Raw genomic sequence first — 13540 nt, forward strand, 5'->3', positions numbered from 1 at the left:
CTCTCTCGTCGACCTACTTGACCAGCGGGAACAGGATCGTCTCGCGGATGCCGAGGCCGGTGAGGGCCATCAGCAGGCGATCGATGCCCATGCCCATGCCGCCCGACGGCGGCATGCCGAACTCGAGCGCCCGCAGGAACTCCTCGTCGAGGCGCATCGCCTCGGGGTCGCCGCCGGCGGCGAGCTTCGCCTGCTCGACGAAGCGCTCCCGCTGCACGACGGGGTCGACGAGCTCGGAGTAGCCGGTCGCGAGCTCGAAGCCGCGGATGTAGAGGTCCCACTTCTCGACGACGCCGGGGATGGAGCGATGCTCGCGCACGAGGGGCGAGGTGTCGAGCGGGAAGTCCATGACGAACGTGGGCCGCACGAGGCCCGACTTCACATGGTGCTCCCACAGCTCTTCGACGTACTTGCCGGGCAGCGGGTGGTCGACCTCGACGCCGGCGTCGTCGGCGAGCTGCTTCAGCCGCTCGACCGGGGTCGACGAGGTGATCGTCTCGCCGATCGCCTCGGAGAGCGAGTCGTACATCGAGATCCGGGCCCAGTCGCCGCCGAGGTCGAAGTCGGTGCCGTCGGCCCAGGTGACGACATGCGAGCCCGACGTGGCGAGCGCGGCGTCTTGGATGAGCTGCTGCGTGAGGTCGGCGATGGTGTTGTAGTCGCCATACGCCTCGTACGCCTCGAGCATCGCGAACTCGGGCGAGTGCGTCGAGTCGGCGCCCTCGTTGCGGAAGTTGCGGTTGATCTCGTAGACGCGCTCGATGCCGCCGACGACGGCGCGCTTGAGGTAGAGCTCGGGAGCGATGCGCAGGTAGAGCTCGGTGTCGAACGCGTTCGACTGCGTGACGAACGGGCGAGCCGAGGCGCCGCCGTGCATGACCTGCAGCATCGGCGTCTCGACCTCGATGAAGCCGAGCGAGTCGAAGGTGCGCCGCAGGCTCGCGTTGACCTTCGCACGGTCGATCACGTTCTTGCGGGCCTGCTCGCGCGAGATCAGGTCGAGGTAGCGGCTGCGCACGCGCATCTCCTCGGAGAGCTCGTTGTGCAGGTTCGGCAGCGGCAGGATCGCCTTCGAGGCGATGCGCCACTCCTTCACCATGATCGAGAGCTCGCCGCGGCGGCTCGTGATGACCTCGCCGGCCACGAAGACGTGGTCGCCCAGGTCGACGAGCTCCTTCCACTCCGCGAGCGACTCCTCGCCGACCTCGGCGAGCGAGACCATGGCCTGGATGCGGCTGCCGTCGCCCGCCTGCAGCGTGGCGAAGCAGAGCTTGCCGGTGTTGCGCGAGTGCACGACTCGACCGGCGACGCCGACCTGCTCGCCGCTCGCCTCGTCGACGCCGAGCCCGACGAAGCGGTCGCGCACCTCGGGGATGGTCGCCGTGATCGGCAGGCGCACGGGGTAGGCGCCGAAGGCACGGTCGTCGGATGCCGCGTTCAGCCGCTCACGCTTGGCGAGCCGCACGGCCTTCTGCTCGGAGATCTCCTCGGCAGTGGGCTCGGGCGTGGCATCCGTCTGGTTCTCGGCCATCGTTCTCTCTCGTCGTGCGGCAGTACCGTCTGTACTGCGTGGGTGCGTGCACCAGCCTACTTGGGCGCACCTGACGAGTCAGCCGAGCGTGATGGCGGCGTTGTCGATGAGGCGGGTCTCGCCGACTCGGGCGGCGACGAGCACGACGGCCGGGCCGCGCGCCTCGTCGGCGACCGGGAGGAACGTCTCGGGGTCGACGACCACGAGGTAGTCGAGGGTCACGTCGTCGTGGTCGCCGAAGGCGGCGGCACCCTCGGCGAGCACCTCGGCGAGGCCGTCGGACGCCGCGGCATCCGCTGCCCTGAGTGCTTCGCTCAACGTGAGCGCCGCTGCGCGGTGGTCGGGGGCGAGGAATCGATTGCGGCTCGAGAGCGCGAGACCGTCGGCCTCGCGCACGGTCGGCACGACCTCGATCGAGGTGGGCACGTCGAGGTCGTCGACCATGCGGCGCACGAGGAAGACCTGCTGCGCGTCCTTCTGGCCGAAGACCGCGACGTCGGGGCGCACGATGTTGAGGAGCTTGCCGACGACGGTCAGCATGCCGTCGAAGTGTCCGGGACGGGAGGCGCCCTCGTAGAGGGAGCCGACCCGACCGGCCGCGAGCGTCGTGCCGATGGCGCCGTGCGGGTACATCTCGGCGACCGTCGGGGCGAAGACGAACTCGACTCCGAGGCCGTCGAGCGCCTCGACGTCGGCGTCGAGGGTGCGCGGGTAGCGGTCGAGGTCTTCGCCGGGGCCGAACTGCAGCGGGTTCACGAAGATCGACACGACGACGACGTCGGCGAGTTCGCGGGCGTGCGCGACGAGTGCCAGGTGACCGGCGTGCAGGGCGCCCATGGTGGGCACGAGGGCGACGGATGCCCCGGCCGCGCGCCGCTCGGCGAGCCGCGCGCGCAGTTCGGCGATGGTGGGCACGACATGCACGCCCGATGCGGACCCGGTCACGCGCCACCCCCCAGCGGCCAGTCGGAATCGGCCTCGTCGATCGTATCGGCACCCTCGACGTACGCACCGCGGTCATGCCGCGCGAGCGCGTTCTCGACGGCGCTGCGCACCAGCGGGGCGAGCACCGCACCGGGCCGGCCCACCCCGATGCCGTCGAGGATGTCGCTGGCCTGGTCGACGATCGCGCTCGAGAACGAGACGGCCGTGTCGATCGCCTCGCCGTAGGCGGCGCGATCGCGCTCCGCCACGATGACGGGCTCGCCGCCCATCTCGACGACGAGCGCCTGGCCGATCGGCAGCACGGGTGCCGGCGCCGTGACGGCGAACCACGTGCCCGGCAGCCGGGCGAGGTCGATGCTCGTGCCGGTGAAGCTCATCGCGGGATGCACCGCGAGCGGGATGGCTCCCGCTCGGCGTGCGGGCTCGAGGACGCCGGTGCCGAACCGGGCGACGGTGTGCAGCACGAGCTGGCCCGGCTGCCACGCGCCGGCCTCGGCGAGCCCGGCGACGAGCGGGCCGAGTTCGGCCTCGGGCACGGCGAGCAGCACGAGCTCGCTGCGCTCGATGATCTCGGGGATCGGCAGCACCGGCACCGACGGCAGCATCGTCGCCGCGCGCTCACGGCTCGCGTCGGAGACCGCCGAGATGCCGGTGAGGGCGTGCCCGGCGCCGGCGAGGGCCGAGGCGAGCACGGCGCCGACGCGGCCGGCGCCGATGGTGCCGACGCCGAGCCGGCCCGGGCGATCAGTCGACATGTCGGGCCTCCGTCTCGGCGGCCGGTGGTGCGGGCGATTCCGCGGGCGCTTCCGCAGGCGCCGTGAGCGGGCCGGCGTACGCGTCGGCCGCGACTCGGCTGGCGCCCCAGTGATGCGAGGTGTCGCTCGCCGCGCGTTCGATCGCCTCGTGGGCGAGTCGCTCGAAGAGCGCCGTCGCGACCGGCCGGTCGGCGACGGGCAGCAGGGCGCTGACCGGGCCGGTCACGGTGTGCAGCCGGAGTGTCGCGAGGTCGAGTGCTCGCTCGATCGGGCCGACCGACAGGGCGACCGACTGCATGCGCGCGAGCGGCACGAGGCTGAGGCTGCGAATGAGCGCGCCACGACGGATGACGGCGACGCCCGCCGTCTCGGCGAGGCCGATGCGCCGCCAGGAGAACGGTCGCAACCACGCTGCGCGCTTCGGGGTGACGGAGAAGCCGCCGGCGTCGCCACGGCCCACGAGACCGGCGTCGACGAGCGCCTCGACCTCGGCCGCGGCATCGGGCAGCAGCAGGGCGAGCACCCGATGCACGTCGGCCGTGGTGCCGACCGGGAGCACGATGGTGCGCTGCGCGGCATCGCCCGAGGCGGAGACCGACTGCCCGGCGACGTTGATGCGCACCGACCACCAGCCGAACGGCCGCCAGAACACCCACTGGGTGGCCTCGACGGCGTGCACGCGCCCGGGCGGGATCGTCTGGTTGCCCGTCGAGAGCAGGCCGTGCCCGATGCGCACGCCGTCGGGCGTGCCCGCGATCGAGTAGCGCAGCGACTTCGTGATGCGCGACCACATGTAGCTGATGAGACCGATCGCCGCGGGCACGAAGCTGAAGAGCACCCACATCTGGCCGCTCGTGACGCCGACCACGATGATCGCGACGAGGATGATCGCCCAGATCGTCGACCCGCCGAGCACGGTCGAGCCGATCACGCGGCCGATCGGCAGGTGCACGACCGACTCGGGCGGCGCGAGGTCGGGATCGAGCTCGGGAGCGAGGAACTCGTCGACGCGTTGCGTGACGAGCGCGCCGGCGCGGGCCGTCACCGGGGTGCGCTGGCCCGCCGCGACCTCGGTGCCTGCCGTGGCATCGGCCGCGGCGCCGTCGACGCCGGCGTCGGCGTCGGCGATCGCGAGGCCGGGTTCGGGCACGGTGCCGGGCGTCGCCACGAGTCCGGGAGCGACGATCGCCGAGGCATCCGCTCGCCCGTCGGTCGCAGCAGGAGCGGCCGCTCCCTGCGCCCGCTCGGCCCGCGCGCCCGACGCGAGGCGCAGCACATCGGCGCGCAGTGCGTCGGCGAGGGTGGAGCCGAGGTAGGCGAGCTGTACGTTCGCCGACTGCCCGGCGACCGAGATCTCGAGCTTCGCGGTGCCGAAGAGGCGTGCGAAGAGCGGCCGGTTGACGTTGATGCCCTGGATGCGATCGAGCCTGGCGCTCCGATGCGATCGGAAGAGGATGCCGCTGCGCACCTCCACCGCCTCGCGCGTGACCCGGAACGTGTGCATGCGCCACGACAGCCAGAATCCGATCACGACCGCGACGATGATCGCCGCGAGCGCGAGCAGGGCCCAGCCCACGAGGCCGTTCGACACGATGCCGCCGACCGGGTCGTTCGCCCAGTCCTGCTGCCATTCGCCGTACTCGGCGTCGATCGGTCCGTTCGACTCGGGAGCGAAGATCGCGAGGAAGATCTCGATGACCCGCTCGCGCAGGTTCGCGATGATGAACCCCAGCACGGCGATGAACACGAGCCCCCCGCGCAGCAGCGGGCTCGCCGGGTGGAGCCGGTGCCACTCGCCGTCGGCGAGGTTCACCACTCCCTGCGGGCGGGCGACTCCGCTCACAGCCCCGCCCGACGCGACTCGGCGAGGGCGACGAGCTCGTCGCGGAGCCGATCGGCCTCCGCCATGGGCAGACCGGGCACGGTGACGGCGCTCGACGCCGCTGCGGTCACGAACTTGAGGTCGGCGAGGCCGAGGGCGCGTGCGACCGGCCCGCGCGTGATGTCGACGAGCTGCATGCGCCCGTAGGGCACCGCGACCTGCCGCTGGAACATGATGCCGCGGCGGAACAGCAGGTCGTCGGCGCGCAGGCGGTACTGGATCGACCGCACACGGCGCGGCTCGAACGCGATGCCGACGAGCGACACCACGGCGATCGCACCCGCGACCCAGAGCGCCCACTGCCAGTCGAGCAGGAAGTAGGCGCCGAGCGCGACGCCGACGAAGATGAGCATTCCGATGATCGAGCCCACGACCTCGACGAGCACGTACTTCGGCGAGACCCGCAGCCAGCCGGTGTCGGATGCCTCGGGCTGCTGCGGCTCGTCGTGCACGCTCTCTTCGGGGTGGAGGCCGGGCGCCTCAGGCATGCGCGTGCTCTTTCTTCTCGGTGTCGGTGTCGTCGGGCGGCAGCGTGCAGAAGAACTCCGCGACGAGGCCGCCGGCCATGAGGAGTGCGGCGCCGATCGCGGTGGCGACGGCGAGCCAGATGGTGGCCGGCGACGGCACGACGCTGCGGGTCACGAGGAACAGGGTGATGCCGAGACCGAAGCCGAGCATGAGCGCCCCGCTCAGGCTGCACGCCTTTGCGAGCACCGCGGTGCGCATGGCCCGGAACGGGTCGAGATGCTTGGTCGCCTTGCCCTTCACGGCACGCCGGATCGGCCAGGCGAACGCCACGACGAGCGCCGCGACCCCCGCGAGGGTGATCGGGAGCGAGAGCGGGGGCACGATCGCCTTGGATCCGTTCGAGACGATCGCGAGGTCGATGAGGTATCCGGCGACGATGCCCGCGAGCACGAAGGCGATGATGGTCGAGGGGTGCGTGCGCTTCATCGGCGAACCACCTCATCGGCGGCAGCATCGCGCAGCGCGGCGATGGGCCCGTGCCCGGGGAGTTCGGCATCGGGTTCGAGGTCGAGCCATGGCGCCAACACGAACGCCCGCTGCCAGGCGCGGGGGTGCGGCAGCGTGAGCCGCTCGTCGTCGAGCACGAGGCCCTCGACGTCGATGAGGTCGAGGTCGAGCGTGCGGTCGCCCCAGTGCTCGGTGCGGACTCGGCCGTGCTCGAGCTCGATGCGCTGCAGCAGCTCGAGGATCGCATGCGGCTCGAGCACCGTCTCGACGACGACGACGCCGTTCAGGTAACGAGGCGCGTCGACGTCGACGCCGGAATCCTTGACGGCCGCCGTCTCGTAGATCGGCGACACCGCGACGAGATCGACACCGGATGCATCGGCGAGCTCGCGCACGGCCGCGGCGATCGTCGCCTCGCGGTCGCCGAGGTTCGCCCCGAACGCGACGACGGCGCGCGTCATGCCCGGCCCCGCACGATCGTGACGGCGACGTCGCCGAACGGCACGGTGATGGGCGCCTGGGGCTTGTGCACGGTGACCTCGACCTCGTCGACGGCGGCGAAGCCGAGCGCAACGGCGGCGACCCGCTCGGCGACGGTCTCGATGAGGTCGACCGGGTCGCGCTCGACCGCGGCGACGACGGCTTCGGCGAGCTCGCCGTAGTGCACGGTGCGGTCGAGTTCGTCGGATGCCGCTGCGGCCGCGAGGTCGACGGCGACCGACACGTCGATCACGAACTCCTGCCCCTCGGTGCGCTCGAAGTCGAACACGCCGTGGTGCGCGCGGACGCGAAGCCCCGTGAGGGTGATCCGGTCGCCTCGCCCACGACCCCGCTGTTCAGTCACGTCGTCCACTCTGCCATGCGTCGAGGACGTCGAGGGCGCGGCGCGTGCCCTGCACGTCGTGCACGCGCACCGCCCAGGCACCGGCCTGTGCGGAGAGCACGCTCACGACGGCCGTCGGCAGGTCGCGGTCGGTGACGGAGGCGTCTTCGGGGAGCATCGCGCCGAGGAACCGCTTTCGCGACGCACCGACGAGGATCGGCAGCCCGAGCCCTTCGAGCACCTCGAGGCGGCCGAGCAGCTGCCAGTTCTGATCACCGCGCTTCGCGAAGCCGAGACCGGGGTCGAGGATGAGCCGTTCGGGGGCGACACCCGCGGCGACGAGCGCGTCGACCCGCTGGGCGAGCTCGTCGCGCACCTCGACGGCGACGTCGGCGTAGTCGGCGAGCGAGTCCATGCGGTCGGAGTGACCGCGCCAGTGCATGGCGACATAGCGCGCACCGGTCTCGGCGGCGATCGGTCCCATCGCCGCATCGGCGAGGCCGGCCGAGACGTCGTTGATGATCTCGGCCCCCGCTTCGACCGCTGCCTGGGCCGTGGCGGCGCGCATGGTGTCGACGCTCACCCGGATGCCGCGGCCGGCGAGCTCCCTGATGACGGGTACCACGCGGCGAAGCTCCTCGTCGGGCGCCACCCTGGCGGCCCCGGGCCGGGTGGACTCGCCCCCGACGTCGAGGATGTCGGCGCCGTCGGCGACGAGCTCGAGCCCGTGCGCGATCGCCGCCTCGGCGTCGAACCAACGGCCGCCGTCGCTGAACGAGTCGGGCGTGACGTTCACCACACCCATGACGAGCGTGCGATCAGGCATTCGTCTGAGCCCCGATGAGCGTGATGATCTCGCTCCGGGCTGCGGGCTCCGAGAGCGCGCCGCGGCTCGCGATCGTCACGGTCGAGCTGCGCTCCTGTCGTGAGCCGCGCGTCGTCACGCAGCGGTGCTGGGCGTCGAGCACGACGAGCACGCCCTTCGGGGCGAGCCCGGCCACGAGGGCGTCGGCGATCTCCTCGGTGAGCCGCTCCTGCAGCTGCGGCCGGCGGGCGAGCGTGTCGACCACGGCGGGGATGCGGCCGAGCCCGACGACCCGGTCGCCCGGGAGGTAGGCCACGTGCGCGGTGCCGACGAACGGCAGCAGGTGGTGCTCGCAGACCGAGCGGAACGCGAGATCCCGGAGCACGACCGCGTCGGACGTCGCGGGAACACCGGCATCCGTCGCCCCGATCGGAACCGTGTCGGCGAGGTGACTGAGCGGATCGACGTCGAGGCCGCCGAAGAAGTCGGCGTAGGCCTCGGCGACCCGTTGCGGCGTACGCTCGAGTCCGGGTCGCGACGGGTCTTCACCGATCGCGAGCAGGATCTCGTGCACGGCGCGCTGGATGCGCTCGGCGTCCACTCCGGCCATGGCTCCCCCTCTTCGGGTCGACGGACTCGCTGCGACCGCGACTAGGCCGTCGCGGGCCGCGGGTTCGACTGCGGTGCGCGCGCCGGCGCCTCGTCTTCGACCGGCAGCTGGCCGGAGTCGACACCGCCGTCGACGGCGCCCTGGTCGATCGGCATCTTCTCGGTCGGGAACGCGATCGGCGGACGGTCGGAGACCGGGCGCTTGTCGCTCGAGAGCCAGAGCGGGCGCTCGGGCAGCTTCTTCACGTCCTTGAAGATCTCGGCGATCTGCTTGTGGTCGAGCGTCTCCTGCTCGAGCAGTTCGGCGGCCAGCTTGTCGAGGATGTCGCGGTTGTCGTTGAGCACCTGCCAGGCCTCGTCGTGCGCCTGCTCGATGAGCGCGCGCACCTCGAGGTCGACGGTCTCAGCGACCTCTTCGGAGTAGTCGCGCTGGTGGCCCATGTCGCGGCCGAGGAAGACCTCGCCCTGCGACTGACCGAGCTTGACGGCGCCGACGTTCGCACTCATGCCGTACTCGGTGACCATCTTGCGTGCCGTCGAGGTGGCCTTCTCGATGTCGTTCGAGGCGCCGGTCGACGGGTCGTGGAAGACGATCTCCTCCGCGACGCGGCCGCCCATCGCATAGGCGAGCTGGTCGAGCAGTTCGTTGCGGCTCACCGAGTACTTGTCTTCGAGCGGCATCACCATCGTGTAGCCGAGGGCACGGCCGCGCGGCAGGATCGTGATCTTGGTGACCGGGTCGGTGTAGTTCATCGCCGCCGCTGCGAGGGCGTGGCCGCCCTCGTGGTAGGCCGTGATGAGCTTCTCCTTGTCCTTCATGACGCGGGAGCGGCGCTGCGGTCCGGCGATCACGCGGTCGACGGCCTCGTCGAGGGCACGGTTGTCGATCAACTGCGCGTTGGAGCGGGCCGTGAGCAGCGCGGCCTCGTTGAGCACGTTCGCGAGGTCGGCACCGGTGAAGCCCGGGGTCTTGCGTGCGAGCACCTCGAGGTCGACGCCGTTGGCGAGCGGCTTGCCCTTCGAGTGCACCTCGAGGATCTTCTGACGGCCCTTGAGGTCGGGCGCGTCGACGCCGATCTGGCGGTCGAAGCGGCCAGGGCGCAGCAGCGCGGGGTCGAGGATGTCGGGGCGGTTCGTCGCCGCGATGAGGATGACGTTGGTCTTCGGGTCGAAGCCGTCCATCTCGACGAGCAGCTGGTTGAGGGTCTGCTCGCGCTCGTCGTGCCCGCCGCCGAGGCCGGCGCCGCGGTGGCGGCCGACCGCGTCGATCTCGTCGACGAAGATGATGGCGGGTGCGTTCTGCTTCGCTTGGTCGAAGAGGTCGCGCACACGGGATGCGCCGACGCCCACGAACATCTCGACGAAGTCGGAGCCCGAGATCGAGTAGAAGGGCACGCCCGCCTCACCCGCGACCGCGCGGGCGAGCAGCGTCTTGCCGGTGCCGGGAGGGCCGTACAGCAGCACGCCCTTCGGGATGCGCGCGCCGACGGCCTGGAACTTCGCCGGCTCCTTCAGGAACTCCTTGATCTCGTGGAGCTCCTCGATCGCCTCGTCGGCGCCTGCGACGTCATCGAAGGTGACCTTCGGGCTCTCCTTCGAGACGAGCTTCGCCTTGGACTTGCCGAACTGCATGACCTTGTTGCCGCCGCCCTGCATGCCCGACAGCATGATCCAGAAGAACAGGCCGATGAGCACGAGCGGCAGCAGGATGCCGAGCATCGAGAGGAACCAGTTCGGCTGCGGAACCTCATCGTTGAAGCCGTCGGACGGGTCGGCCGCGTCGACCGCGGCGACGACGTCGGCGCCGCGCGGGGTGACGTAGTAGAACTGCACCTGCGTGCCGAGCTTCTCGTCTTCCTTCGCGAGCGTCAGATCGACGCGGTTCTCGCCGTCGACGATCTTGACCGCGGAGACCTTTCCGTCCTTCAGCAGTTCGAGGCCCTCTTGCGTCGACACCTCTTTGAAACCCGACGCGGTGATGAGGCTCGACCCGATCCATACGGCGACGATGGCGAGCAGAATGTAGATGATCGGCCCGCGCAGGATCTTCTTGATGTTCATGGTGCTCACAGGCTACATTGCAGTCGCCGTATGGCGGCCGAGTGTTCGCTGAGGGCGGTTCGCAGCGGCGCCTCGTGCTGCGCGGCGACGGTCGGACTCACCGAGGGGATACCGCACGGCGGGTGTCGCGCATACCGAGCATGTACGGCAGCCCCGGGCCCACCGCGGCGAACGTCTGCCCGATGCGCTTCGGCCACGACGGCGTCGGCAGCGGCTCGGGCGACGCCTCGAGGTCGCCCACGTCGACGAAGTACGCACGCACCCTGCCGAAGCCCTCGAGCTCGGGCGACACCTCGCGCACGGGAGCCGTCACGGAGTCGTCACCGGTGCGGTAGAGCTCCTCGGAGAAGAGCACGTACTCGGGGATGTCGACGGGGTTCTTGAGCATGCGATGCACCTGGATGACGTCGATGCCCACGAGCTTGATGCGGTCGCGGATCGTCTGGGTCGCCACTTCGCCCACGTGCGCCACGAACTTCAGCTTGAGGTCGGCCGCGCCCTTGCACCCCTTGCACGGGCACAGGTTCGCGGTGACGTACTGGCGTTCGAGATGGAAGGCGCGGTGCATCGCGACCGCGGCGTCGAGGATCTCGGGGATCGAGGCATCCGAATCGCCGTCGTCGACCTGCAGGGAGAGGAAGGCGGCGTCGCCCTCGATCTCGATGAGGTCGAATCCGGGAGCGGCGTCGATCATGCGCTCGAGCATGCGACCGGTGTTGACCTCGGCGTGCGCGAGGCTCATCCGGTGGGAGCTCATGTAGTCGGTGTATCCGCCGATGTCTGCGATCAGCAGCACGGCACGGCCGGAGTCCATGCCTCACGATCCCACTGACATGAGTTCTCCTCAACACCCCTGTTCAGGAGGGTGCGTCGTCCAACGGCTCGTTCGGCGAGTACCGCTCGAGCTGGTCTTCGACGACGATCGCCGCCTCTTGCGCGCTCGCGGTGTATCCGAGCACGACGGGCAGGAACCGCTCGGAGCCGAGTGCCCGCAGTGCAAGGGCGCTCTTCGCGACGACCGAGGCCGTGCGGCGGGTGCGGCGCAGCAGCGCGATCTCGCCGAAGCCCTCCCCCGGACCGAGCGTCGCGACGACCCGGCCGTCGCCGACGACGTCGGCCTCACCCGCCTCGATCACGAAATAGCGATCGCCGACGTCGCCCTGCGCGAACACGGCCGCGCCGGCGGGAACCGCGACCGGCTCGAGTCCTCGCGCGAGCTGCTCGATCGAGGGCAGCGGGAGGCTCCGGAACATGGGCACCTGCTGGAGCAGCCCGATGTCCTCGTCGAGCACGTCGACGGTGCGGTCCATGCCGCGGAGCCGTCGCAACGACGCGAGCGCGAGCACCGGGCACACGAGGCCGATCGCGATGAGCGCCGTCTGCACGCCGAACCACTCGACGAGCACCGAGGCGACGACGGCGCCGATGCCGATGAAGACCGCCACGAGGCTCTCGAGCACACCGAAGACGCGGGCGAGCACCTCGTCGGGCGCCATCCGGGCGATGAGCGTGAACCCCGCGACATCGATCAGGGCGTTGCCGACACCGACGAACGCGAGCAGCCCGAGGGCCGGCACCTCGGCTGGCGCGAGCCCGACGAGGGTGAACGGCAGCCCCCAGAGTCCCACCCCGGCGGCGAACCAGATGCCCAGCCTGCCGGTGCCGACGAGCAGGGATGCCGCGAGCGAACCGAGCACGGCACCGACGCCGACCGCCGTCATCAGGGCGCCCACCCCGGGCTCCCCGGTGCCGAGGAGCTCGATCGCGACGACCACCGAGAGCACCGTGAGGGCTCCCCGGGTCAGCGCCTGCGCCGCGGCGAGACCGAGGATGAGCATCAGGTCGCGGTTCGCCGTGACGGCCCGCACGCCGTCGGCCGCCTCCCTGGCGAGGTTCGGGCGCCTGGGCGCAGACGGGCGCGGCGGCGCGTCGTACTTCAGGCGTGCGAGCAGCGCCGCAGCCCAGAACGAGGCGGCCGCGGCGACGGCGAACACGACGTCGACGCCGGTGAACTGCAGCAGCACGGCCGCGAGCAGCGGACCGATGAGGGTGGCCGCAGAGTCGAGCAGCCCCCGCACGACATTGGCGCTCGCGAGCTCGTGCCCCGTGCGGCAGAGCGACGGGAGCAGGGCCGAATGCGCCGGGCGGTAGAGCGTCGCGGCGATCGTCGACAGGATGGCGAGCGCGTAGATGACGGCCGGGGGCCCTGCCACCGCCGCGACCACGGCGGCTGCCGCCGTCGCGAGCCCGCGCACGATCGACACCAGGATGAGCACCCGCTCGCGTCGCCCCCGATCGGCGATGGGCGAGAGCAAGGGCGCGAGGATCGCCGACGGCACCATGCGGAGCAGCCCGACGAGGCCGAGCGCCGCGGCGCCGCCATCACGGTAGGCGACGATGCCGAGCGCGACCGTGAAGGCCCACTCGGCCGTCCATGCGCCGAGGAAGCTCAACTGCGCGCGGCGCAGGTTGGGATTGCGCCAGTTGCTCGCGAACGCTGCGGCAGCGTCGCGCACCCGGCCGCGGCGCCGACCATCGCCCATGCGATGACTCTAGGGCTTCTCCCCGGTCACCGCGCGAAAACGTCAGCTGTAGACGTGCGGCGCGAGGATCGCGACATCCCGGAGGTTGCGGTAGTTCTCCGCGAAGTCGAGGCCGTAGCCGACGACGAACTGGTTGGGGATGTCGAAGCCGAGGTACTTGACGTCGACCTCGACCTTCGCCGCGTCGGGCTTGCGGAGCAGCGCGCAGATCTCGACCGACTTCGCTCCGCGCGATTCGAGGTTGCCGAGCAGCCAGCTGAGCGTGAGGCCCGAGTCGATGATGTCCTCGACGATCAGCACGTGACGCCCGGTGAGGTCGGTGTCGAGGTCCTTCACGATGCGCACGACGCCCGACGACTGCGTGCCGGCGCCGTATGAGGAGACCGCCATCCAGTCCATGTTGATGTGCGGACGCAGCTCGCGCGCGAGGTCGGCCATGACCATGACCGCACCCTTCAGCACGCCGACGAGCAGCAGGTCTTCACCGTCGTAGTCGGCTTCGATGCGGCGGGCGAGCTCGGCGAGCTTCGCGTGGATCTCGGCTTCGGTGACGAGCACCTCGGTCAGGTCGGCTTCGATCTCGTTCGCGTACATGGCTGCTCTCCTGTGGG

The 13540-nt window shown here is 71.0% G+C and carries 14 protein-coding genes; all 14 read right to left on the bottom strand.

Annotation, left to right across the window (positions count from 1 at the left end; all coding sequences use genetic code 11):
• Window positions 1-13 precede the first annotated feature (13 nt).
• Window positions 14-1531, bottom strand: coding sequence for a lysine--tRNA ligase (gene lysS, locus ACFCVM_RS06900; RefSeq protein WP_375835316.1), 1518 nt, complete (start codon window positions 1529-1531; stop codon window positions 14-16).
• 78 nt (window positions 1532-1609) lie between these two features.
• On the bottom strand, window positions 1610-2476 hold the full coding sequence (panC, locus tag ACFCVM_RS06905; RefSeq protein ID WP_375835318.1) for a pantoate--beta-alanine ligase: 867 nt from the start codon (window positions 2474-2476) through the stop codon (window positions 1610-1612).
• Window positions 2473-3231 carry a Rossmann-like and DUF2520 domain-containing protein gene (locus ACFCVM_RS06910; RefSeq protein WP_375835320.1) on the bottom strand — a complete coding sequence of 253 codons (759 nt, stop codon included), beginning with the start codon at window positions 3229-3231 and terminating at the stop codon, window positions 2473-2475. The genes panC and ACFCVM_RS06910 overlap by 4 nt, the downstream gene beginning before the upstream one ends.
• Complete coding sequence (locus tag ACFCVM_RS06915; RefSeq protein ID WP_375835321.1) at window positions 3221-5074, bottom strand: PH domain-containing protein; 1854 nt, start codon at window positions 5072-5074, stop codon at window positions 3221-3223. Before ACFCVM_RS06915 ends, ACFCVM_RS06910 begins: the two co-directional genes overlap by 11 nt.
• Window positions 5071-5601, bottom strand: a complete 531-nt coding sequence (locus ACFCVM_RS06920) for a PH domain-containing protein (RefSeq protein ID WP_375835322.1) — start codon at window positions 5599-5601, stop codon at window positions 5071-5073. Before ACFCVM_RS06920 ends, ACFCVM_RS06915 begins: the two co-directional genes overlap by 4 nt.
• Window positions 5594-6067, bottom strand: coding sequence for a DUF3180 domain-containing protein (locus ACFCVM_RS06925; protein WP_375835323.1), 474 nt, complete (start codon window positions 6065-6067; stop codon window positions 5594-5596). Before ACFCVM_RS06925 ends, ACFCVM_RS06920 begins: the two co-directional genes overlap by 8 nt.
• Window positions 6064-6549: a 2-amino-4-hydroxy-6-hydroxymethyldihydropteridine diphosphokinase gene (gene folK, locus ACFCVM_RS06930; RefSeq protein WP_375835324.1), complete on the bottom strand. Its 486-nt coding sequence runs from the start codon at window positions 6547-6549 to the stop codon at window positions 6064-6066. Before folK ends, ACFCVM_RS06925 begins: the two co-directional genes overlap by 4 nt.
• Window positions 6546-6932, bottom strand: a complete 387-nt coding sequence (gene folB / locus ACFCVM_RS06935) for a dihydroneopterin aldolase (protein ID WP_375835326.1) — start codon at window positions 6930-6932, stop codon at window positions 6546-6548. Before folB ends, folK begins: the two co-directional genes overlap by 4 nt.
• Window positions 6925-7737, bottom strand: coding sequence for a dihydropteroate synthase (gene folP / locus ACFCVM_RS06940; protein ID WP_375835328.1), 813 nt, complete (start codon window positions 7735-7737; stop codon window positions 6925-6927). Before folP ends, folB begins: the two co-directional genes overlap by 8 nt.
• The gene (gene folE / locus ACFCVM_RS06945) at window positions 7730-8326 is read right to left on the bottom strand and encodes a GTP cyclohydrolase I (protein ID WP_375835329.1); all 597 of its coding nucleotides are present in this window, start codon (window positions 8324-8326) and stop codon (window positions 7730-7732) included. Before folE ends, folP begins: the two co-directional genes overlap by 8 nt.
• Before the next feature lie 41 nt (window positions 8327-8367).
• Window positions 8368-10386 (bottom strand): ATP-dependent zinc metalloprotease FtsH, encoded by a 2019-nt coding sequence (gene ftsH, locus ACFCVM_RS06950; protein WP_375835330.1) that lies wholly within the window; start codon window positions 10384-10386, stop codon window positions 8368-8370.
• Between the two features lie 97 nt (window positions 10387-10483).
• Window positions 10484-11200: a DUF2652 domain-containing protein gene (locus ACFCVM_RS06955; protein WP_375835332.1), complete on the bottom strand. Its 717-nt coding sequence runs from the start codon at window positions 11198-11200 to the stop codon at window positions 10484-10486.
• A 43-nt stretch (window positions 11201-11243) separates the two neighbouring features.
• Entirely contained in the window at window positions 11244-12929 is a 1686-nt protein-coding gene (locus ACFCVM_RS06960) for an MFS transporter (protein ID WP_375835334.1), read from the bottom strand.
• 42 nt (window positions 12930-12971) lie between these two features.
• Window positions 12972-13523, bottom strand: a complete 552-nt coding sequence (gene hpt, locus ACFCVM_RS06965; RefSeq protein ID WP_375835335.1) for a hypoxanthine phosphoribosyltransferase — start codon at window positions 13521-13523, stop codon at window positions 12972-12974.
• Window positions 13524-13540 lie beyond the last annotated feature (17 nt).

It is taken from the genome of Agromyces sp. NPDC056389, assembly GCF_042262385.1.
Classification (GTDB): domain Bacteria; phylum Actinomycetota; class Actinomycetes; order Actinomycetales; family Microbacteriaceae; genus Agromyces.